Consider the following 22,286-nt stretch of genomic DNA (forward strand, 5'->3'; position numbering starts at 1 on the left):
GACGCCCGGCGAAACGCAACAAAAGTTGGTGTCGGCGGCGGGTTTATGGTATAAAGCGCGCCGGCGATCCGCGACTTGGTTCTTGTGACCTGGCGGAAATCGGCCGAAAATACTTTAACTGCACTCATTTTGTGTAAATAACACACACGTATCGGCACATCCGCCGGGGTGCCCTGAGGTGACTTGTCGCCGCCAGGGTCGGCGTTATGGGATACGTGGAGGCATAACCCCAATTAATCTATAGAGGTTTAATCATGGCAACTGTTTCCATGCGCGACATGCTCAAGGCTGGTGTTCACTTTGGTCACCAGACCCGTTACTGGAACCCGAAAATGAAGCCTTTCATCTTCGGTGCTCGTAACAAGGTTCACATCATCAACCTGGAGCAGACCGTACCAATGTTCAACGCCGCTCTGGCTGAACTGACCAAGATCTCTTCCCGTAAAGGCAAGATCCTGTTCGTTGGTACCAAGCGCGCAGCAAGCGAAGCGGTAAAAGACGCTGCGAACAGCTGTGACCAGTTCTTCGTGAACCACCGCTGGTTGGGCGGTATGCTGACTAACTGGAAAACCGTTCGTCAGTCCATCAAGCGTTTGAAAGATCTGGAAATCCAGTCTCAAGACGGCACCCTGGACAAGCTGACCAAGAAAGAAGCGCTGATGCGCACTCGTGAACTGGCCAAGCTGGAAAACTCCCTGGGCGGTATCAAAGATATGGGCGGTCTGCCAGACGCACTGTTCGTTATCGATGCCGATCACGAGCACATCGCGATCAAAGAAGCCAACAACCTGGGTATCCCGGTATTCTCTATCGTTGATACCAACTCCAACCCAGACGGCGTTGACTTCATCATCCCTGGTAACGACGACGCAATCCGTGCAGTAAACCTGTACCTGACTGCTGTTGCTGCCGCTGTGCGTGAAGGTCGTTCTCAAGATCTGGCCGTTCAGGCGGAAGAAGGCTTCGTAGAAGCTGAATAATAAGGCAAGCTCGTCACTGAGCCCTTATTAACCAGGTATTGACATATGTTGGTTAGGGGGGCCTGTTAAGGCCCCCTTTGCTTATCTGAATGAGAACTGTCTCCACGCGAGATAACCGAGGAAAAAGAAATGGCTGATATTACCGCTGCCCTGGTAAAAGAACTGCGCGAGCGTACCGGCGCTGGCATGATGGATTGCAAGAAAGCGCTGGTTGAATCCAACGGCGACATCGAACTGGCAATCGAAAACATGCGTAAGTCCGGTGCGATCAAAGCCGCTAAAAAAGCAGGCAACGTGGCTGCTGACGGCGTGATCAAAACCAAGATCGAAGGCAACTACGGCATCATTCTGGAAGTTAACTGCCAGACTGACTTCGTAGCAAAAGACGCCGGTTTCCAGGCGTTCGCCGACAAAGTGCTGGATGCCGCTGTTGCTGGCAAAATCACTGACGTTGACGTGCTGAAAGCGCAGTTCGAAGAAGAGCGCGTAGCGCTGGTGGCAAAAATCGGCGAAAACATCAACATTCGTCGCGTTGCTTCCCTGGAAGGCGAAGTGCTGGGCAGCTACCTGCACGGCGCGCGTATCGGCGTTCTGGTTGCGGCTAAAGGCGCTGACGAAGAGCTGGTTAAGCAAATCGCAATGCACATTGCGGCGAGCAAGCCAGAGTTCGTGAAGCCAGAAGACGTGTCTGCTGAAGTGGTAGAAAAAGAGTACCAGGTTCAGCTGGACATCGCCATGCAGTCCGGCAAGCCGAAAGAAATCGCAGAGAAAATGGTTGAAGGCCGCATGAAGAAATTCACCGGCGAAGTTTCTCTGACCGGTCAGCCTTTCGTTATGGATCCGAGCAAATCCGTTGCTCAGGTGCTGAAAGAGCACAACGCTGACGTGACCAACTTCATTCGCTTCGAAGTGGGCGAAGGCATCGAGAAAGTCGAAACCGACTTCGCTGCTGAAGTTGCCGCGATGAGCAAACAGTCTTAATGACTGTCGATGGAACCGCCGTCTGGCGGTTCCATACTATCCAGCCAGAATTACACCGGTGGCAAGCCCTGCAGCGTGATACTCACCTCAGGCGCGTTTCATCGGCTGAAATCCCCAATACTAATACTGCTTCTTAGGACAGAACACCATGGCAACCAATGCAAAACCCGTATATCAGCGTATTCTGCTTAAACTGAGTGGCGAAGCCCTGCAAGGTGCAGAAGGTTTTGGTATCGACGCCAGCGTTTTGGATCGCATGGCTCAGGAAGTGAAAGAGCTGGTCGAACTGGGAATTCAGGTCGGTGTAGTTATTGGCGGCGGGAACCTGTTCCGCGGCGCGGGCCTGGCGCAAGCCGGCATGAACCGCGTAGTGGGCGACCACATGGGAATGCTGGCTACCGTGATGAACGGCCTGGCTATGCGTGATGCACTGCACCGTGCCTATGTGAACGCCCGCCTGATGTCGGCGATCCCGCTGAACGGCGTGTGTGACAATTACAGCTGGGCAGAGGCGATCAGCCTGCTGCGCAACAACCGCGTGGTGATCTTCTCCGCCGGTACCGGCAACCCGTTCTTCACCACCGATTCCGCCGCTTGCCTGCGCGGCATCGAGATCGAAGCGGACGTGGTGCTGAAAGCCACCAAAGTGGATGGCGTCTACTCCGCCGATCCGGTGAAAAACCCGGATGCGACTCTGTATGAACAATTAACCTATCAGGACGTGCTGGAGCGCGAGCTGAAAGTGATGGATCTGGCGGCGTTTACGCTGGCTCGCGATCACGGTCTGCCGATCCGCGTGTTCAACATGAACAAGCCTGGCGCGCTGCGCCGCGTGGTGATGGGTGAGAACGAAGGTACGCTGATCAGCAAATAAGGCTGTTCACACCCCTTTTCGGAGCGCGTGACGCCCGGCGCCGCGCGCTCTCCGAGTACGATTACGGGCTATACTTGAGTATCGCCTGCCAAGTAACCAGCTTCCAAGGGTTTGCAACGTGACTAATGAAATCAGAAAAGATGCTGATTCACGCATGGAAAAAAGCGTAGAAGCATTCAAAAACCAAATCAGCAAGATCCGCACCGGCCGCGCTTCGCCAAGCATTCTGGACGGCATCATGGTGGAATACTACGGTGCCGCTACGCCGCTGCGTCAACTGGCCAACGTGACCGTGGAAGACTCCCGCACGCTGAAAATCAACGTGTTCGACCGCAGCCTGAGCCAGGCCGTTGAGAAAGCGATCATGAGCTCCGATCTGGGCCTTAACCCGTCTTCCGCCGGTTCTGACATTCGCGTTCCGCTGCCTCCGCTGACCGAAGAACGCCGTAAGGATCTGATCAAGATCGTACGCGGCGAAGCCGAGCAGGGCCGCGTAGCGGTGCGTAACGTGCGTCGCGACGCCAACGACAAGGTCAAGGCGCTGCTGAAAGACAAAGAGATCAGCGAAGACGAAGAACGTCGTTCACAAGACGAGATTCAGAAAATGACCGACGCTTACATCAAGCTGGTCGACGCCGCGTTGGCGGAGAAAGAAAAAGAGCTGATGGATTTCTAATCAGCATCGCGCAGAAAAAAAGCGTCGCCTGGGCGGCGCTTTGTTTTTTGTGGCGCAGATCCCGTTTCATCGTACTGAAAGATCATGGACAAGCGCTGTCCAAGGTTCCACACTGGAGCACCTCCGATCTCATCAGACAGTTATTCAGAGTGAACTCATGAAGCAACTGACCATTCTTGGCTCGACCGGCTCGGTAGGGACCAGCACCCTGGCCGTGGTCAGGGCGAATCCCGAGCGTTTTGCGATCAAAGCGCTGGTGGCCGGCCGCAACGTCGCGGTTATGGCGCAGCAATGCATCGAATTCCGGCCCGCCTTCGCCGCGATGGCGGATGAAAGCGCCGCCCGCGAGCTGCGCGCCATTCTGGCGGAAAACGGCGTCGCTACCGAGGTATTGGCCGGGGAGCAAGCGGCCTGCGAACTGGCGGCTTTGGACGACGTCGATCAAGTGACGGCGGCTATCGTTGGCGCTGCGGGGCTGTTGCCGACGCTGGCGGCGATCCGCGCAGGCAAGCAGGTGCTGCTGGCCAACAAAGAGTCGCTGGTCACCTGCGGCCGCCTGTTTATGGACGCGGTGCGGCAAAGCCAGGCGCAACTGCTGCCGCTCGACAGCGAGCACAACGCGATTTTTCAGAGTTTGCCTGAGAGTATTCAGCGCCAGTTGGGATACTCTTTACTGGACAGTCATGGTGTTTCGCGCATCGTACTTACCGGCTCCGGCGGCCCGTTCCGCACCACGCCGCTGGAACAGTTCGCCGCGATGACGCCGGATCAAGCCTGCGCCCACCCGAACTGGTCGATGGGGCGCAAGATCTCGGTGGATTCCGCCACCATGATGAACAAAGGTCTGGAATACATTGAGGCCCGCTGGCTGTTTAACGCCTCGGCCGAGCAAATGGAAGTGATCCTGCACCCGCAGTCGGTGATTCACTCGATGGTGCGCTATGCCGACGGCAGCGTGCTGGCGCAGCTGGGTACGCCGGATATGCGCACGCCGATCGCCCACGCGATGGCGTATCCGCAGCGCGTGAACTCCGGCGTGGAAGCGCTGGACTTCTGCCGCATCGGTTCGCTGACCTTCGCTGAACCGGAACGCGAGCGTTATCCTTGCCTGTATTTGGCGATCGAAGCGTTCGAGGCCGGCCAGGCGGCGACCACCGCGCTGAACGCGGCCAATGAAATCGCCGTGGCGGCATTTTTGCAGCAGCAGATTCGTTTCACCGACATTGCGGCGGTCAACCGCCAGGTGGTGGAGCGTCTCGCGCTGCAGGAACCGACCTGCATCGAAGCGGTCTTAGACATTGACCGCCAGGCGCGCGCCGCCGCCGAGGAACGCGTTCGCGCGTTGTGCGGCTGATCACGGCGATTATCCGATTTTGCTCGTAATTCGCGCGTGCCGCCGCGGGGCCGTTTGTTCATGCCCCGCTGAGGTGGTATAGTCTGCGCCACCTGTCAGCGGTTATACCGTTGAATTATGGCTCGATTGGCGCCTTGTGCGCCAATGGCGACCCGGCTGCGTCGGGTATCGCGAGGGCAGGCTGAAAGCCGTGTCGGGCACACGGCTTTTTTTGCGCGTAAGGGTCTGATGTTCCGGAAAGGCAGTTATATTTCTATTGAGGAAATAAGTACGAGTTATGTCGTCCGCAAACCAACAAGAGGCTAATCCATCTTCCCCGGGGCCGCGCCATGTCGCCATTATCATGGACGGTAACGGACGCTGGGCCAAACGTCAGGGCAAGTTACGTGTCTTCGGTCATAAAGCAGGGGTGAAATCGGTTCGCCGCGCGGTCAGTTTTGCCGCCAGCCACCATTTAGATGCACTCACGCTTTATGCCTTCAGCAGCGAAAACTGGAACCGTCCGGTGCAGGAAGTATCCGCCCTGATGGAGCTTTTTGTCCGCGCTTTGGATAGTGAAGTAAAAAGCCTGCATAAACATAACGTCAGGTTGCGGGTAATCGGCGATATCAGCCGGTTCAGCGCGCGTTTGCAGGAGCGGATCCGCCGCTCTGAAACACTGACGGAAAATAACGATGGCCTGACGCTCAATATCGCTGCCAACTACGGCGGCCGTTGGGATATCATTCAGGGAGTAAGGGAACTGGCCGAGCAGGTACGGGGCGGGGAGTTGCACCCGGATCAGATCAGCGAGGAATTATTGAGCGAACGGGTTTGCATGAGCGACCTGGCGCCGGTGGATCTGGTTATCCGCACCGGTGGCGAGCATCGCATCAGTAACTTCCTGCTGTGGCAAATCGCCTATGCTGAACTTTACTTTACTGATGTGCTCTGGCCTGATTTCGATGAACTTGTCTTTGAAGGTGCGCTGAATGCATTTGCACAACGTGAGCGCCGCTTCGGGGGAACAACACCTATCGGCGCCGATGCGTCCTAGGGAGAACTTTTGCTGAAGTATCGCCTCATAACTGCTCTGATTTTAATCCCGATCGTTATCGCGGCGCTGTTCCTGTTGCCGCCGCTGGCCTTTGCTCTGGTAACGCTCGTCGTGTGCATGTTAGCAGCCTGGGAGTGGGGCCAACTGGCCGGTTTTACCTCCCGTTCGCAGCGCATCTGGCTGGCGATACTGTGCGGTTTTCTGCTGGCGCTGATGATGCTCAGCGTTCCCGCCTACCATCAATCCGTGCCGCAGGTAAGCGGCTCGCTGTGGCTATCGCTGGCCTGGTGGCTGGCGGCGCTGCTGCTGGTGCTGTTTTACCCCGGCTCGGCCGCCATCTGGCGCAATTCGCGCCCGCTGCGCCTGCTGTTTGGCCTGCTGACCATCGTGCCGTTCTTCTGGGGCATGCTGGCGCTGCGCCAGTTCGGCTATGAGCAAAACCCGTTTACCGGCGCCTGGTGGCTGCTGTACGTGATGCTGCTGGTGTGGGGCGCGGATTCCGGTGCCTATATGTTCGGCAAGCTGTTCGGCAAGCATAAGCTGGCGCCGAAGGTCTCGCCGGGTAAAACCTGGGAAGGGTTGATCGGCGGGCTGCTGACATCGGCGGTCATTTCCTGGCTGTTCGGCCGCTACGCGCCGCTGAACGTGGTGCCGACCACGCTGTTGGCCTGTTCGGTGATCGCCGCGCTGGCTTCGGTGCTGGGCGATTTGACCGAAAGCATGTTCAAACGCGAAGCGGGCATCAAGGACAGCGGTCATTTGATTCCCGGCCACGGCGGCATACTGGATCGTATCGACAGCCTGACCGCGGCGGTGCCGGTGTTTGCCTGCCTGATGCTGTTGGTGTTTTAATCCGTCAATGACGGAAAGTGAGGGATGATGGTCAGCGTGCTTTGGAACCTGGTGGCGTTTCTGATTGCGCTCGGTATTTTGATTACCGTGCACGAGTTCGGACACTTTTGGGTTGCCCGTCGTTGCGGCGTGCGCGTTGAACGCTTCTCCATCGGCTTCGGCCGGGCGCTGTGGCGCCGCACCGATCGCCAGGGCACCGAGTACGTCATCGCTTTGATTCCGCTCGGTGGCTACGTGAAGATGCTGGACGAGCGCGTGGAGTCGGTGGCGCCGGAAATGCGCCATCAGGCCTTTAACAACAAAACCGTCTGGCAGCGCGCGGCCATCATCAGCGCCGGCCCCATCGCCAACTTCCTGTTTGCTATCCTTGCCTATTGGCTGGTGTTCATCATCGGCGTGCCGAGTTTCCGCCCGGTGATCGGCGAAATCGCGCCGCAATCCATCGCCGCCAAGGCCGAAATTTCGTCTGGCATGGAACTAAAGTCGGTTGACGGCATCGAAACGCCTGATTGGGAGTCAGTTCGTCTGGCGCTGGTGGCGAAGATTGGCGATGCGCAAACCGAAGTCGGCGTCGCGCCGTTCGGTTCTTCGCAGGTGGTGACCAAAACCCTGGATTTGCGCCAGTGGAACTTTGAACCGGACAAGCAGGATCCCGTTGTCGCGCTGGGCATTATGCCGCGCGGCCCGCAGATCGAATCCGTGTTGGCGGAAGTACAGCCTAACTCGGCGGCGCAAAAGGCGGGTTTACAAGCGGGGGACAGGATCGTTAAAGTCGATGGTCAGCCGTTGGGTCGTTGGCAGACGCTGGTGAAGCGTATCCACGATGGCCCGGGGCAACCGCTGGCTTTGGAGATTGAAAGAAACGGCGCCCCCTTGTCTTTGACGCTGATACCGGATACAAAGCCGGTGGGAAAAGACAAATCGGTGGGGTTTGCAGGCATCATTCCAAAAGTGCTGCCGCTGCCGGACGAGTATAAAACGATTCGCCAGTATGGACCGTTCCCGGCGCTGTATCAGGCCGGCGACAAGACCTGGCAGCTGATGCGGCTGACGGTCAACATGCTGGGCAAATTAATAACCGGTGATGTAAAGCTGAACAACCTGAGTGGCCCGATCTCGATTGCACAGGGAGCTGGGGCGTCAGCCGGAGTCGGGTTCGTGTATTATCTGATGTTCCTGGCGTTGATTAGCGTCAACCTGGGTATCATCAACCTGTTCCCATTACCGGTGTTAGATGGTGGGCATCTCCTCTTCCTGGCGATAGAAAAGCTGAAGGGTGGGCCGGTTTCCGAGCGAGTACAGGACTACAGCTACCGCATAGGTTCGATCGTGCTGGTGTTGTTGATGGGTCTTGCACTTTTCAATGATTTTTCCCGCCTCTAGGGGCGGGGATAGGTTAGGAAGAACGCATAACAACGATGGCGATGAAAAAGTTGCTCATAGCGTCGCTGCTGTTTGGCAGCGCCACCGTATACGGTGCAGACGGGTTCGTAGTGAAAGACATTCATTTCGAAGGCCTGCAGCGAGTCGCCGTCGGTGCGGCGTTACTCAACATGCCGGTTCGCGTCGGCGATACCGTCACTGACGATGACATCAGTAATACCATCCGTGCCTTGTTTGCCACCGGCAACTTCGAGGACGTGCGCGTGCTGCGCGATGGTAATACCTTGATCGTTCAGGTGAAGGAACGTCCTACCATCGCCAGCATCACTTTCTCCGGCAACAAGTCGGTGAAGGATGACATGCTCAAGCAGAACCTGGAAGCCTCCGGCGTCCGGGTGGGCGAGGCGCTCGACCGCACCACGATCTCCAGCATTGAAAAAGGGCTGGAAGACTTCTACTACAGCGTCGGTAAATACAGCGCCTCGGTGAAAGCCGTAGTCACGCCGTTGCCGCGCAACCGTGTCGACCTGAAGCTGGTGTTCACGGAAGGGGTCTCCGCCAAGATTCAACAAATCAACATCGTCGGCAACCATGCCTTCACCAACGACGAACTGATCTCACGCTTCCAACTGCGTGACGAAGTGCCATGGTGGAACCTGGTCGGCGATCGCAAATACCAGAAGCAAAAACTGGCGGGCGATCTCGAAACCCTGCGCAGCTTCTATCTGGATCGCGGCTATGCTCGCTTCAACATCGATTCTACCCAGGTGAGCCTGACGCCGGATAAAAAAGGCATCTACATCACCATCAACATCACCGAAGGCGAGCAGTACAAGCTTTCCGATGTTGTCGTGAACGGCAATCTGGCCGGCCACTCGGCGGAAGTCGCTCAGATCACCAAAATCGAGCCAGGCGAGCTGTACAACGGCAGCAAGGTGACCAAAATGGAAGACAACATCAAAACGATGTTGGGCCGTTATGGTTACGCCTACCCGCGCGTTGGCACTCAGCCTGAGATCAACGACGCGGATAAAACCGTCAAACTGCACGTCAACGTTGACGCGGGCAACCGCTTCTACGTGCGTCGCATCAAGTTCGAAGGCAACGACACCAGCAAGGATTCCGTACTGCGTCGCGAAATGCGCCAGATGGAAGGCGCCTGGCTCGGCAACGAGCAGGTCGAGCAGGGCAAAGAGCGTCTGAACCGTCTGGGCTACTTCGAAACGGTTGACGTGGAAACCCAGCGCGTGCCGGGCACCGCCGATCAGGTCGATGTGACCTACAAGGTGAAAGAACGCAACACCGGTACCTTCAACTTCGGCGTCGGTTACGGCACCGAGAGCGGCGTCAGCTTCCAGGCGGGCGTGCAGCAGGATAACTGGTTGGGGACCGGGTACTCGGTCGGCATCAGCGGCACCAAGAACGACTATCAGACCTATACCGAACTGTCGGTCACCAACCCGTACTTCACCGTTGACGGTGTGAGCCTGGGCGGCCGCATCTTCTACAACGACTTTAAGGCGGATGACGCGGATCTGTCGGACTATACCAACAAGAGTTACGGTATCGACGGCACGCTGGGCTTCCCGATCAACGAAAACAACTCGTTGCGTACCGGCCTGGGCTACGTCCACAACGGCCTGTCGAACATGCAGCCGCAGATCGCCATGTGGCGTTACCTCGACTCGATGGGCGTGGATGCGAATAAAACCGACCGCGCCAGCTACTCGACCGACGACTTTACGCTGAACCTGGGCTGGACCTACAACAACCTGGACCGCGGCTACTTCCCGACCTCGGGTAACCGCACCACGTTGAACGGCAAGGTCACCATTCCGGGCTCGGACAACGAATACTACAAGGTGACGTTGGACAGCGTACAGTACGTGCCGATCAACGACGATCGCACCTGGGTGCTGTTGGGCCGTGGCCGTCTGGGGTACGCGGATGGGTTGGGCGGCAAGGAAATGCCGTTCTACGAGAACTTCTACGCCGGTGGTTCGAGCACCGTGCGCGGCTTCCAGTCCAACACCATTGGTCCGAAGGCGGTGTACTACAACTCCAACTCGTACCAGTGTCAGTTCAACGCCGGCAGCACGACCTCGCGTCAGAGCATCTGTAGCTCGGATGACGCGGTGGGCGGTAACGCCATGGCGGTCGCCAGCCTGGAGCTGATCACCCCGACGCCGTTCATCAGCGAGAAATACGCCAACTCGGTGCGGACCTCGCTGTTCATCGATGCCGGTACCGTGTGGGATACCAAGTGGAAGAATACCGACGAAACGCTGATGTACGGCGTGCCGGACTACAGCAAGGCCAGCAATATTCGTTCTTCCGCCGGTATCGCGCTGCAGTGGATGTCGCCATTGGGGCCATTGGTGTTCTCTTACGCCAACCCGATCAAGAAATACGAAGGCGACAAGTCCGAACAGTTCCAGTTTAACATCGGTAAGACCTGGTAACGGGTCTCGCCTCTGGGCATAACAGTTATTAAGAATCGCAATGGCCAGGCGCCCGCCGGCAGAGGGAGATGATTCTCATTGTTTGGTGGGACAAGTCTGGCAAATTGTGTACTTCAGTGTCATATGACACAAATGGGTGATGGTAAGGAGTTTATAGTGAAAAAGTGGTTGTGTGCCGCAGGCCTCGGTTTAGCAATGGCTGCTTCAGCTGGCGTTCAGGCAGCAGATAAGATCGCTGTCGTTAACGTCTCCAGCATTTTCCAACAGCTGCCGGCCCGCGAAGCGGTCGCTAAACAGCTGGAAAACGAGTTTAAAGGCCGTGCAAGCGAACTCCAGAACATGGAACGTAGCCTGCAGACCAAAATGCAACGTCTGCAGCGTGACGGCGCTACCATGAAAGCCAGCGACCGCAGCAAGTTGGAAAAAGACGTGATGGCGCAACGCGAGCAGTTCTCTCAGAAAGCCCAGGCTTTCGAGCAGGACAACCGCCGTCGCCAGATGGAAGAACGTAACAAGATCCTGAGCCGCATTCAGGACGCGGTGAAATCTGTCGCCAGCAAAGGCGGTTATGACGTGGTGATCGACGCCAACGCCGTTGCCTATGCAGACTCTTCCAAAGATATCACTGCTGACGTGCTGAAACAGGTTAAATAACACATGCTTTCAATTCGACTGGCTGATTTAGCGCAGCAGTTGGATGCACAATTGCACGGTGATGGCGATCTCGTCATCACCGGCATTGCTTCTATGCATTCGGCACAGCCTGGCCAAATCACGTTTTTGTCAAACAGCCGCTATCAAGAGCAGCTGTCTTCCTGCCAGGCAAGCGCCGTGGTGCTTACCGAAGCGGATTTACCACACTGCCGTGCTGCGGCGCTGGTGGTTAAAAACCCTTATCTGACCTACGCGCGCATGGCGCAACTGATGGACACTACGCCGGCACCGGCGCAGGATATCGCGCCAAGCGCGGTGATCTCGCCTGAAGCGCAGCTGGGGCAGAACGTCGCCATTGGGGCGAACGCGGTGATTGAGTCGGGTGCGGTGCTTGGCGATAACGTGGTTATCGGCCCGGGTTGCTTCATCGGCAAACACGCACGCATCGGCGCGGGAACGCGTCTGTGGGCGAATGTCACAATTTATCATGCGGTTGAAATCGGCCAGCGCTGCCTGATCCAGTCCGGCACCGTGATCGGCGCGGACGGTTTCGGCTATGCGAACGAGCGCGGCGAATGGATCAAAATCCCTCAGTTGGGCACGGTGATTATCGGCGATCGCGTCGAAATCGGCGCTTGCACCACTATTGACCGCGGCGCTTTGGATAACACCCAAATCGGGAATGGTGTTATCATCGACAACCAATGTCAGATTGCACATAACGTCGTGATTGGCGACAATACCGCCGTCGCCGGCGGTGTGATCATGGCTGGCAGCCTGAAAATCGGCCGCTACTGCCAGATCGGCGGTGCCAGCGTGATCAACGGTCACATGGAGATTGCCGACAAGGTTGTTGTTACCGGAATGGGAATGGTTATGCGACCAATCACCGAACCTGGGGTATACTCTTCGGGCATTCCGTTGCAGCCTAACAAGGTTTGGCGTAAAACCGCTGCGTTGGTGATGAATATCGATGAGATCAGCAAGCGCTTGAAAGCTGTCGAACGTAAAGTCGGAAAAGACTAATCATTGCCGCCCGCCCTGGCGGGTACAAAACGAAACGCGTTGGTCGTGAGACCAAAAGCGCAAAGAGATGTTAATTTGCGGCCTGCATGATGATCTCCTTTTGGGGTCAGCGCAGGCCGTGTTGTTGATGCCATCAGTTTTTAGAGACAGGAAGAGTATTTTGACTACTGACACTCATACTCTGGATATTGCAGAAATTTTGGATCTGCTTCCTCACCGTTACCCGTTCTTGCTGGTCGACCGCGTCCTCGAGTTTGAAGAGCACAAATATCTGCGTGCGGTGAAGAACGTATCGGTGAATGAACCGTTTTTCCAGGGCCATTTCCCTGGCAAACCGATTTTCCCAGGCGTATTGATCCTGGAAGCCATGGCGCAGGCCACCGGTATCCTGGCGTTTAAAAGCGTCGGCAAACTGGAGCCGGGCGAGCTGTATTACTTCGCCGGTATCGACGAAGCACGCTTCAAGCGCCCTGTGGTGCCAGGCGATCAGATGGTCATGGAAGTCACCTTCGAGAAAACGCGCCGCGGTCTGACTCGCTTCAAAGGCGTGGCGACCGTTGACGGTAAAATTGTCTGCGAAGCAACCATGATGTGTGCCCGCAGCCGGGAGGCTTAATCCGTGATTGACCAAACCGCCTTTATCCATCCTAGCGCGATAGTCGAAGAAGGCGCCGTGATCGGCGCCAACGTGCATATCGGCCCTTTCTGCTACGTCGGCTCTCAGGTGGAAATCGGCGCCGGCACGGTGCTGAAATCCCACGTGGTGGTGAATGGCATTACCAAGATTGGCTGCGATAATCAGATTTATCAGTTCGCCTCTATCGGCGAAGTGAATCAGGATCTGAAATACGCGGGCGAACCGACGCGCGTTGAAGTGGGCGATCGCAACCGCATCCGCGAAAGCGTGACCATTCATCGCGGCACCGCGCAGGGTACCGGCCTGACTAAAGTGGGCAACGACAACCTGCTGATGGTCAACGTGCACGTCGCCCACGATTGCGTGGTTGGCAATGCTTGCGTACTGGCCAACAACGCCACGCTGGCGGGGCATGTGGAAATCGACGATCACGCCATCATCGGCGGCATGACGGCGATCCACCAGTTCTGCATTATCGGCGCGCATGTGATGGTAGGCGGTTGTTCCGGTGTCGCTCAGGACGTGCCTCCTTTCGTCATCGCTCAGGGCAACCACGCTACGCCGTTCGGCGTCAACGCGGTCGGCCTGAAGCGCCGCGGTTTTGACAAGGATGAAATGCAGGCAATCCGCAACGCCTACAAAATCCTGTATCGCAGCGAGAAAACGCTGGATGAAGCGAAAGCGGAAATCGAAGCCCTGGCCAAAGAACAGCCGGTGGTGCAGCAATACCTCGATTTCTTCACCCGTTCCACCCGTGGCATCATTCGCTGAGTTATGTCGAATCGTCCATTGACTATCGGACTGGTCGCCGGAGAAACCTCCGGTGACATTCTCGGGGCCGGCTTGATCCGTGCGCTCAAGGCGCAGATCCCCGACGCGCGTTTCGTAGGCGTCGCCGGCCCGTTGATGCAGGCCGAAGGCTGCGAAGCCTGGTACGAAATGGAAGAGCTGGCGGTCATGGGCGTGGTGGAAGTGCTCGAGCGTTTGCCACGCCTGTTGAAGATCCGCAAGGATCTTACCCGCCGCTTCGGTGAGCTGCGGCCGGACGTGTTTGTCGGCATCGACGCGCCGGACTTCAACATCACGCTGGAAGGCCGCCTCAAGCAGCGCGGTATCCGCACCATCCACTACGTCAGCCCTTCCGTGTGGGCCTGGCGGCAAAAGCGCGTTTTCAAAATAGGCAAAGCCACCGATCTGGTGCTGGCCTTTCTCCCTTTCGAAAAAGCGTTTTACGATCGTTTCAACGTGCCTTGCCGGTTTATTGGCCACACCATGGCGGACGCCATGCCGTTGCAGCCCGACCGGCTGGCGGCGCGCGCTCAGCTTGGCATCGCTCCGCAGGCGCGCTGTCTGGCCTTGCTGCCGGGTAGCCGCGGCGCCGAAGTCGAGATGCTGAGCGCCGATTTCCTCAAAACCGCGCAGCTGCTGCGCACCCGTTATCCCGAGCTGGAAGTGGTGGTGCCGCTGGTCAACGCCAAACGGCGCGAGCAGTTTGAGCGCATCAAGGCCGAGGTTGCGCCGGATTTGACCGTACACCTGCTGAATGGGCAGGGGCGCGAAGCGATGATCGCCAGCGATGCGGCGCTGCTGGCATCCGGTACGGCGGCGCTGGAGTGCATGCTGGCCAAGTGCCCGATGGTGGTGGGCTATCGCATGAAACCGTTCACTTTCTGGCTGGCGCAGAAGCTGGTAAAAACGCCTTACGTTTCGCTGCCGAATCTGCTGGCGGGGCGCGAGATCGTCACCGAGCTGTTGCAGCATGACTGCGTGCCGGACAAACTGGCCGCCGCCGTGATGCCGCTGCTGGAAGAGAGCCCGGAAACCGAAGCGTTGAAACACACTTTCCTTACCTTGCACCAAAGCATCCGTTGCGGTGCGGACGAACAGGCCGCTCAGGCTGTGTTGGAGCTGGCGAAAGCATGATTGAACCCTTTATCTATCCCGCTGCCACGCTGATTGCCGGTGTGGACGAAGTGGGCCGCGGCCCGTTGGTCGGCGCGGTGGTCACCGCCGCCGTGATCCTCGATCCGGCGCAGCCGATCGTCGGTCTGGCGGACTCCAAGAAACTCAGTGAAAAACGCCGCCTGGCGCTGTATGACGAAATCGTCGCCAAGGCGCTCTCCTGGAGCCTGGGGCGCGCCGAACCGGCGGAAATCGACCAACTGAACATTTTGCACGCCACCATGTTGGCGATGCAGCGCGCGGTGGCCGGGTTGCATATCGCGCCGGACATGGTTTTAATCGACGGTAACCGTTGCCCGAGCTTGCCGATGCGTTCGCAGGCGGTGGTGAAGGGCGATAGCCGCGTGGCGGAGATCAGCGCGGCGTCCATTCTGGCGAAGGTCACGCGCGATCGCGAAATGGCCGAGTTGGACAGCGAGTACCCGGACTACGGTTTCGCGCAGCATAAAGGCTACCCGACCGCCTTCCACCTGGAGCGGCTGGCCGCGCTGGGCGCCACCGAGCATCATCGTCGCAGCTTCGCGCCGGTGAAAAGAGCGCTGGCGCTGTAGCCTGCGAGCCTGACCGGCTCGACGATAGCATTAACCCGGGCTCAGCACGCTGAGCCCCTTCAATCAGGTATCTGGAGATGGCCGAACCTCGTTTTATTCACCTGCGCGTCCACAGTGACTACTCCATGATTGATGGATTGGCCAAGACGGCGCCGCTGGTGAAAAGAGCCGCCGCGTTAGCCATGCCTGCACTGGCAATCACCGATTTCACCAACCTGTGCGGGCTGGTGAAATTCTACGGCAGCGCGCACGGCGCCGGGATCAAACCGATCATCGGCGCGGATTTCCATGTGCAAAGCGAAGAGCTGGGCGATGAACTGGCTCAGTTGACGGTGCTGGCCAGCAACAACGAAGGCTACCAGAACCTGACGCTGCTGATTTCCCGCGCCTATCAGCGTGGCTACGGCGCCGCCGGCCCGACCATCGATCGCGACTGGCTGATTGAACATCGCGAAGGGCTGATCCTGCTCTCCGGTGCGCGTCAGGGCGACGTCGGCAAGTTTCTGCTGCGCGGCAACCAGGCGCAGGTGGATCAGTGTCTTGATTTCTACCAGCAGCATTTCCCGGACTGTTACTATCTGGAACTGATCCGCACCGGCCGTCAGGACGAAGAGAACTACCTGCATGCGGCGGTGGCGCTGGCCACTGAGCGCGGCTTGCCGGTGGTGGCCACCAACGACGTGCGTTTCCTGGTGGAAGATGACTTCGACGCCCATGAGATTCGCGTCGCCATACACGACGGCTTTACGCTGGACGACCCTAAGCGGCCGCGTAACTACAGCCCGCAACAGTACATGCGCAGCGAAGACGAGATGTGCGAGCTGTTCGCCGACATCCCGGAAGCGCTGCTGAACAGCGTCGAAATCGCCAAACGCTGTAACGTCACCATTCGCCTCGGCGAGTACTTCCTGCCGCAGTTCCCGACCGGCGATATGAGCACCGAGGACTTCCTGGTGCTCAAATCGAAAGAGGGGCTGGAAGAGCGTCTGGAGTTCCTGTTCCCCGATCCTGAAGTGCGCGCGCAGCGCCGCCCGGAATATGACGAGCGTCTGGACGTAGAGCTGAAGGTGATCAACCAGATGGGCTTCCCCGGCTACTTCCTGATCGTGATGGAGTTTATCCAGTGGTCGAAGGACAACAACGTGCCGGTGGGCCCGGGGCGCGGCTCCGGCGCCGGTTCGCTGGTGGCCTATGCGTTGAAAATCACCGACCTCGATCCGCTGGAGTTCGATCTGCTGTTCGAACGCTTCCTGAACCCGGAACGTGTCTCAATGCCCGACTTCGACGTCGACTTCTGCATGGAGAAGCGTGACCAGGTGATCGAGCACGTGGCGGAGATGTACGGCCGCGAAGCGGTATCGCAGATCATCACCTTCGGCACCATGGCGGCGAAAGCGGTTATCCGCGACGTGGGCCGCGTGCTGGGGCACCCGTACGGCTTCGTCGATCGCATTTCCAAGCTGGTGCCGCCGGATCCGGGCATGACGCTGGAGAAAGCCTTCGCCGCCGAACCGCAGCTGCCGGAAATTTACGAGGCCGACGAAGAGGTCAAGGCGCTGATCGACATGGCGCGCAAGCTGGAAGGGGTGACGCGTAACGCCGGTAAACACGCCGGGGGCGTGGTGATCGCGCCGACCAAGATCACCGACTTCGCGCCGCTGTACTGCGATGCCGAAGGGAACCACCCGGTGACCCAGTTCGACAAGAACGACGTGGAATACGCCGGGCTGGTGAAGTTCGACTTCCTCGGTCTGCGCACCCTGACCATCATCGACTGGGCGCTGGAGATGATCAACGCCCGGCGCGCCAAGACCGGGCTGGAACCGATCGACATCGCCGCCATCCCGCTCGATGACAAGAAAAGTTTCGACATGCTGCAGCGCTCGGAAACCACGGCGGTGTTCCAGCTTGAATCGCGCGGCATGAAAGATTTGATCAAACGTCTGAAGCCCGACTGCTTCGAAGACATGATCGCACTGGTGGCGCTATTCCGTCCGGGGCCGCTGCAGTCGGGCATGGTGGATAACTTCATCGACCGCAAACACGGCCGTGAAGAGATCTCCTACCCGGACATTCAGTGGCAGCACGAGTCGCTCAAGCCGGTGCTGGAGCCGACCTACGGCATCATCCTGTATCAGGAACAGGTGATGCAGATTGCCCAGGTGCTGGCCGGTTATACGCTGGGCGGAGCGGACATGCTGCGCCGTGCGATGGGTAAAAAGAACCCGGTCGAAATGGCCAAGCAGCGCGGCGGCTTTGAAGACGGCGCCAAAGCGCGCGGCATCGACGGCGAACTGTCGGTGAAAATCTTCGACCTGGTGGAGAAATTCGCCGGTTATGGCTTCAACAAATCGCACTCCGCCGCCTATGCACTGGTGTCGTACCAGACGCTGTGGCTGAAGGCCCACTACCCGGCCGAGTTTATGGCGGCGGTGATGACCGCCGATATGGACAACACCGACAAAGTGGTGGGTCTGGTGGACGAATGCTGGCGCATGGGGCTGAAGATCCTGCCGCCGGACATCAACAGCGGCCTGTATCACTTCCACGTCAACGACGACGGCGAGATCGTTTACGGCATCGGCGCCATCAAGGGCGTAGGGGAAGGGCCAATCGAGGCGATCATCGAGGCGCGCAACAGCGGCGAACAAGGTTACTTCAAAGACCTGTTCGATCTCTGCGCGCGCTCCGACATCAAGAAACTGAACCGCCGCATTCTGGAAAAACTGATCATGTCCGGGGCGTTCGATCGCCTTGGGCCGCATCGCGCCGCGCTGATGAATTCGCTCGGCGACGCGTTGAAAGCGGCGGATCAGCATGCGAAAGCCGAAGCTATCGGCCAGGTGGATATGTTTGGCGTGCTGGCGGAAGCGCCGGAGCAGGTGGAGCAATCCTACGCCAATATCGCGCCCTGGCCGGAGCAGGTGGTGCTGGACGGTGAACGGGAGACGCTGGGGCTGTACCTGACCGGCCACCCGATCACCCAGTACCTGAAGGAGATCGAACGTTACGCCGGTGGCCAGCGTTTGAAAGACATGCACCCGACGGATCGGGGCAAAATGACTACCGCCGTCGGGTTGGTGGTCGCCGCGCGGGTGATGGTGACCAAGCGCGGCAACCGCATCGGCATCTGCACGCTGGATGACCGTTCGGGCCGTCTGGAAGTGATGTTATTCACCGAAGCGTTAGAAAAATACCAGCATTTGTTGGAAAAAGACCGTATCCTTATCGCCAGTGGACAGGTCAGCTTTGATGACTTTAGCGGCGGGCTTAAAATGATGGCCCGCGAGGTAATGGACATCAGTGAAGCCCGGGAAAAATACGCTCGCGGGCTTGCTATCTCGCTGACTGACAGGCAAATTGATGACCAGCTTTTGAACCGTCTCCGTCAGTCGTTGGAACCCCATCGATCGGGGACGATTCCAGTGCATCTCTACTATCAACGGGAAGATGCGCGAGCCAAGCTGCGTTTTGGCGCAACCTGGCGCGTGACGCCCACCGACCGCTTGTTGATCGACTTGCGGACGTTGGTAGGCAATGAGCAGGTGGACTTGGAATTTGACTAAAATAGGAATGCTATGAGTCTGAATTTTCTTGATTTTGAACAGCCGATTGCAGAGCTGGAAGCGAAAATTGACTCGCTGACTGCAGTCAGCCGTCAAGACGAAAAATTAGATATTAATCTGGACGAAGAGGTTCAGCGCCTGCGTGAAAAGAGCGTTGAGCTGACGCGCAAGATTTTTGCCGATCTTGGGGCTTGGCAAATTGCCCAATTGGCACGCCACCCGCGCCGTCCTTATACCCTGGATTATATCAAACACATCTTTACCGACTTCGAAGAGTTGGCGGGCGATCGCGCTTACGCTGACGACAAAGCGATCGTCGGGGGGATTGCGCGTCTGGATGGCCGCCCGGTGATGATCATCGGGCACCAGAAAGGCCGTGAAACCAAAGAGAAGATCCGCCGCAACTTCGGCATGCCGGCGCCGGAAGGCTACCGCAAGGCGCTGCGCCTGATGGAAATGGCCGCACGCTTCAAGATGCCGATCATCACCTTTATTGATACCCCGGGCGCTTATCCGGGCGTGGGCGCGGAAGAACGCGGCCAGTCGGAAGCTATCGCGCGCAACCTGCGTGAGATGTCGCGTCTGAACGTGCCGGTCATCTGCACCGTCATCGGCGAAGGCGGCTCCGGCGGCGCGCTGGCGATCGGCGTGGGCGACAAGGTGAACATGCTGCAGTACAGCACCTACTCGGTGATTTCGCCGGAAGGCTGTGCTTCCATCCTGTGGAAGAGCGCCGATAAGGCCCCGCTGGCGGCAGAAGCGATGGGCATCACCGCACCGCGTCTGAAAGAGCTGAAGCTGATCGACTCGGTGATCCCGGAGCCGCTGGGTTCCGCGCACCGCGACGTGCCGGCGATGGCCGCCACGCTGAAAGCGCAGCTGCTGGCCGATCTGAAAGATCTGGATGGTCTGAACGACGAAGAGTTGCTCAACCGCCGTTACCAGCGTCTGATGAACTACGGCTACTGCTGAGTTCTGTGCTTCGCTGCAAGAAACCGCCTCCGGGCGGTTTTTTTTTGGCTACACACCGCCGGATTTTCGTGGTGTTATAGAGACTTGGCCGTTAACTGACAGGAGCTGCCGATGAATATCATCGCCATCATGGGCCCGACGGGCGTCTACTACAAAGATGAGCCGATTCGCGAGCTCCACGCTGCGCTGGCCGCCATGGGATTCCAGCTGGTGTACCCCAAAAACAGCGGTGACCTGCTGAAGCTGATCGAAGCCAACGCCCGCATCTGCGGGGTGATCTTCGACTGGGACGACTACAGCCTGGAGCTGTGCAGCGAGATCAACGAGCTGAACGAATACCTGCCGCTGTACGCCTTTATCAATACCCACTCCACCTTCGACGTCAGCCTGCATGAAATGCGCATGGTGCTCTATTTCTTCGAGTACGGCCTGAACGCGGCGGACGACATCGCGCAGCGCATCCAGCAGTACACCGCGGAATACATCGACACCATTACGCCGCCGCTGACCAAGGCGCTGTTCAACTATGTGCGCGAAGGCAAGTACACCTTCTGCACGCCGGGCCACATGGCCGGCACCGCGTTTCAAAAAAGCCCGGTGGGCTGCCTGTTCTATGACTTCTTTGGCGCCAATACCCTGAAGGCCGACATCTCGATTTCGGTTACCGAGCTCGGTTCGCTGCTGGATCACACCGGGCCGCACCTGGAGGCCGAAGAGTATATCGCGCGCACCTTCAACGCCGAGCAGAGCTATCTGGTCACCAACGGCACCTCCACCGCCAACAAGATCGTCGGCATGTATTCGGCGCCGGCGGGCAGCACGGTACTGATCGACCGCAACTGCCACAAATCGCTGTGCCACCTGCTGATGATGAGCGATATCGTGCCGATCTATCTGCGCCCGCTGCGCAACGCCTACGGCATCCTCGGCGGGATCCCGCAGCGCGAATTCACGCGTGAGAGCATCGCCGCCCGGGTGCAGGCGACGCCGAACGCCACCTGGCCGGTGCATGCGGTGATCACCAACTCCACCTATGACGGCCTGTTGTACAACACCGACTACATTAAGCAGACGCTGGAGGTGCCGTCGATCCACTTCGACTCCGCCTGGGTGCCTTACACCAACTTCCATCCGATTTACGACGGCAAGAGCGGCATGAGTGGCGAGCGGGTGCCCGGCAAGGTTTTCTACGAAACCCAATCTACCCACAAGCTGCTGGCCGCCTTCTCGCAGGCCTCGATGATTCATATCAAGGGCGACTACGATGAGAGCACCTTCAACGAAGCCTACATGATGCACACCACCACTTCGCCGCACTACGGCATCGTGGCGTCGATGGAGACCGCCGCCGCCATGCTGCGCGGCAACCCGGGGCGCCGTTTGATCAACCGTTCGGTGGAACGCGCGCTGCATTTTCGCCGTGAAGTGCAGCGGCTGCGCGAGGAAAGCGACAGCTGGTTCTTCGATATCTGGCAGCCGGAAGAGATCGATGAGGCGCAGTGCTGGCCGCTGGATCCGGACGATAACTGGCACGGTTTCGGCCAGACCGATCGCGATCATATGTACCTCGATCCGATCAAGGTAACGATCCTGACGCCGGGCATGAATGAGCTGGGCGCGCTGGAAGAAGAGGGGATCCCGGCGGCGCTGGTGGCGAAGTACCTCGACGAACGCGGCATCGTGGTGGAGAAGACCGGGCCGTACAACCTGCTGTTCCTGTTCAGCATCGGCATCGATAAAACCAAGGCGATGAGCCTGCTGCGCGGCCTGACCGACTTCAAGCGCGCCTACGATCTCAACCTGCGGGTGAAGAACATGCTGCCGGATCTGTACGCCGAAGATCCGGATTTCTATCGCCATATGCGCATCCAGGATCTGGCCGCCGGCATTCATCGCCTGATCCGCCAACACGATCTGCCAGGCCTGATGCAGCGGGCGTTCGACGTGCTGCCGGAAATGAAGCTGACGCCGCACCAGATGTTCCAGGAACAGGTGCGCGGCAATGTCGAAACCTGCGAGCTGGATCAGCTGGTGGGCAAGGTGGCGGCCAATATGATCCTGCCTTATCCGCCGGGCGTGCCGTTGGTGATGCCGGGGGAAATGATCACCGAAGAGAGCCGGGCGGTGCTCGATTTCCTGCTGATGCTATGCTCGATCGGTGAGCGCTATCCCGGTTTTGAAACCGATATCCACGGCGCCAAACTGACGGAAGACGGGTGCTATCTGGTGAAGGTGCTGAAAGCCCCGCAGCCATAAGGCCATAACGCGCCCGGCGGTTTGAAGATAAGCCGGGCTTTTTCATTGACGGCATCGCCGCCGC

The 22,286-nt window shown here is 58.3% G+C and carries 18 protein-coding genes; all 18 read left to right on the top strand.

Going from position 1 to position 22,286, the window contains the following annotated elements:
* Window positions 1–254 precede the first annotated feature (254 nt).
* The 18 genes from rpsB to JL05_RS09300 all read left to right on the top strand — a co-directional run bounded on the left by rpsB (window position 255) and on the right by JL05_RS09300 (window position 22,222).
* A complete protein-coding gene (rpsB, locus tag JL05_RS09215; protein WP_004931937.1) occupies window positions 255–980 on the top strand; it encodes a 30S ribosomal protein S2 in 726 nt (241 codons plus the stop codon).
* A gap of 129 nt (window positions 981–1,109) precedes the next feature.
* Complete coding sequence (gene tsf / locus JL05_RS09220) at window positions 1,110–1,961, top strand: translation elongation factor Ts (protein ID WP_033632247.1); 852 nt, start codon at window positions 1,110–1,112, stop codon at window positions 1,959–1,961.
* 148 nt (window positions 1,962–2,109) lie between these two features.
* The gene (gene pyrH / locus JL05_RS09225) at window positions 2,110–2,835 is read left to right on the top strand and encodes a UMP kinase (RefSeq protein WP_004931940.1); all 726 of its coding nucleotides are present in this window, start codon (window positions 2,110–2,112) and stop codon (window positions 2,833–2,835) included.
* A gap of 118 nt (window positions 2,836–2,953) precedes the next feature.
* Window positions 2,954–3,511, top strand: coding sequence for a ribosome recycling factor (frr, locus tag JL05_RS09230; RefSeq protein WP_004931943.1), 558 nt, complete (start codon window positions 2,954–2,956; stop codon window positions 3,509–3,511).
* Window positions 3,512–3,668: 157 nt separating this feature from the next.
* A complete protein-coding gene (gene ispC / locus JL05_RS09235; RefSeq protein ID WP_033632248.1) occupies window positions 3,669–4,865 on the top strand; it encodes a 1-deoxy-D-xylulose-5-phosphate reductoisomerase in 1,197 nt (398 codons plus the stop codon).
* Window positions 4,866–5,142: 277 nt separating this feature from the next.
* On the top strand, window positions 5,143–5,901 hold the full coding sequence (ispU, locus tag JL05_RS09240) for a (2E,6E)-farnesyl-diphosphate-specific ditrans,polycis-undecaprenyl-diphosphate synthase (protein WP_033632249.1): 759 nt from the start codon (window positions 5,143–5,145) through the stop codon (window positions 5,899–5,901).
* 9 nt (window positions 5,902–5,910) lie between these two features.
* Window positions 5,911–6,753 (top strand): phosphatidate cytidylyltransferase, encoded by an 843-nt coding sequence (cdsA, locus tag JL05_RS09245; RefSeq protein WP_004931949.1) that lies wholly within the window; start codon window positions 5,911–5,913, stop codon window positions 6,751–6,753.
* 27 nt (window positions 6,754–6,780) lie between these two features.
* Window positions 6,781–8,136: a sigma E protease regulator RseP gene (gene rseP, locus JL05_RS09250; RefSeq protein WP_004931952.1), complete on the top strand. Its 1,356-nt coding sequence runs from the start codon at window positions 6,781–6,783 to the stop codon at window positions 8,134–8,136.
* Between the two features lie 35 nt (window positions 8,137–8,171).
* On the top strand, window positions 8,172–10,598 hold the full coding sequence (gene bamA / locus JL05_RS09255; protein ID WP_004931955.1) for an outer membrane protein assembly factor BamA: 2,427 nt from the start codon (window positions 8,172–8,174) through the stop codon (window positions 10,596–10,598).
* 156 nt (window positions 10,599–10,754) lie between these two features.
* Window positions 10,755–11,252: a molecular chaperone Skp gene (gene skp, locus JL05_RS09260; protein WP_004931958.1), complete on the top strand. Its 498-nt coding sequence runs from the start codon at window positions 10,755–10,757 to the stop codon at window positions 11,250–11,252.
* 3 nt (window positions 11,253–11,255) lie between these two features.
* The gene (lpxD, locus tag JL05_RS09265) at window positions 11,256–12,278 is read left to right on the top strand and encodes a UDP-3-O-(3-hydroxymyristoyl)glucosamine N-acyltransferase (protein ID WP_004931959.1); all 1,023 of its coding nucleotides are present in this window, start codon (window positions 11,256–11,258) and stop codon (window positions 12,276–12,278) included.
* Between the two features lie 160 nt (window positions 12,279–12,438).
* Window positions 12,439–12,894 (top strand): 3-hydroxyacyl-ACP dehydratase FabZ, encoded by a 456-nt coding sequence (gene fabZ / locus JL05_RS09270; RefSeq protein ID WP_004931962.1) that lies wholly within the window; start codon window positions 12,439–12,441, stop codon window positions 12,892–12,894.
* A 3-nt stretch (window positions 12,895–12,897) separates the two neighbouring features.
* Window positions 12,898–13,686, top strand: a complete 789-nt coding sequence (lpxA, locus tag JL05_RS09275) for an acyl-ACP--UDP-N-acetylglucosamine O-acyltransferase (RefSeq protein WP_004931964.1) — start codon at window positions 12,898–12,900, stop codon at window positions 13,684–13,686.
* 3 nt (window positions 13,687–13,689) lie between these two features.
* Complete coding sequence (gene lpxB, locus JL05_RS09280; RefSeq protein ID WP_033632250.1) at window positions 13,690–14,838, top strand: lipid-A-disaccharide synthase; 1,149 nt, start codon at window positions 13,690–13,692, stop codon at window positions 14,836–14,838.
* Window positions 14,835–15,428, top strand: a complete 594-nt coding sequence (rnhB, locus tag JL05_RS09285; protein WP_015378890.1) for a ribonuclease HII — start codon at window positions 14,835–14,837, stop codon at window positions 15,426–15,428. The genes lpxB and rnhB overlap by 4 nt, the downstream gene beginning before the upstream one ends.
* Window positions 15,429–15,505: 77 nt before the next feature.
* Window positions 15,506–18,994, top strand: a complete 3,489-nt coding sequence (gene dnaE, locus JL05_RS09290; RefSeq protein ID WP_004931970.1) for a DNA polymerase III subunit alpha — start codon at window positions 15,506–15,508, stop codon at window positions 18,992–18,994.
* Between the two features lie 12 nt (window positions 18,995–19,006).
* Entirely contained in the window at window positions 19,007–19,966 is a 960-nt protein-coding gene (gene accA / locus JL05_RS09295) for an acetyl-CoA carboxylase carboxyl transferase subunit alpha (RefSeq protein ID WP_033632251.1), read from the top strand.
* 111 nt (window positions 19,967–20,077) lie between these two features.
* On the top strand, window positions 20,078–22,222 hold the full coding sequence (locus JL05_RS09300) for a lysine decarboxylase LdcC (protein WP_004931974.1): 2,145 nt from the start codon (window positions 20,078–20,080) through the stop codon (window positions 22,220–22,222).
* The last annotated feature ends 64 nt before the right edge of the window (window positions 22,223–22,286 follow it).

Origin of the sequence: Serratia nematodiphila DZ0503SBS1 (assembly GCF_000738675.1) — a bacterium.
Classification (GTDB): Bacteria; Pseudomonadota; Gammaproteobacteria; order Enterobacterales; family Enterobacteriaceae; genus Serratia; species Serratia nematodiphila.

Coding starts and splice junctions, on each gene's coding strand:
- lpxD (WP_004931959.1), top strand. CDS start 11,256: ATGCTTTCAATTCGACTGGCTGATTTAGCGCAGCAGTTGGATGCACAA.
- rnhB (WP_015378890.1), top strand. CDS start 14,835: ATGATTGAACCCTTTATCTATCCCGCTGCCACGCTGATTGCCGGTGTG.
- lpxB (WP_033632250.1), top strand. CDS start 13,690: ATGTCGAATCGTCCATTGACTATCGGACTGGTCGCCGGAGAAACCTCC.
- ispC (WP_033632248.1), top strand. CDS start 3,669: ATGAAGCAACTGACCATTCTTGGCTCGACCGGCTCGGTAGGGACCAGC.
- JL05_RS09300 (WP_004931974.1), top strand. CDS start 20,078: ATGAATATCATCGCCATCATGGGCCCGACGGGCGTCTACTACAAAGAT.
- tsf (WP_033632247.1), top strand. CDS start 1,110: ATGGCTGATATTACCGCTGCCCTGGTAAAAGAACTGCGCGAGCGTACC.
- bamA (WP_004931955.1), top strand. CDS start 8,172: ATGGCGATGAAAAAGTTGCTCATAGCGTCGCTGCTGTTTGGCAGCGCC.
- accA (WP_033632251.1), top strand. CDS start 19,007: ATGAGTCTGAATTTTCTTGATTTTGAACAGCCGATTGCAGAGCTGGAA.
- dnaE (WP_004931970.1), top strand. CDS start 15,506: ATGGCCGAACCTCGTTTTATTCACCTGCGCGTCCACAGTGACTACTCC.
- rpsB (WP_004931937.1), top strand. CDS start 255: ATGGCAACTGTTTCCATGCGCGACATGCTCAAGGCTGGTGTTCACTTT.
- pyrH (WP_004931940.1), top strand. CDS start 2,110: ATGGCAACCAATGCAAAACCCGTATATCAGCGTATTCTGCTTAAACTG.
- rseP (WP_004931952.1), top strand. CDS start 6,781: ATGGTCAGCGTGCTTTGGAACCTGGTGGCGTTTCTGATTGCGCTCGGT.
- ispU (WP_033632249.1), top strand. CDS start 5,143: ATGTCGTCCGCAAACCAACAAGAGGCTAATCCATCTTCCCCGGGGCCG.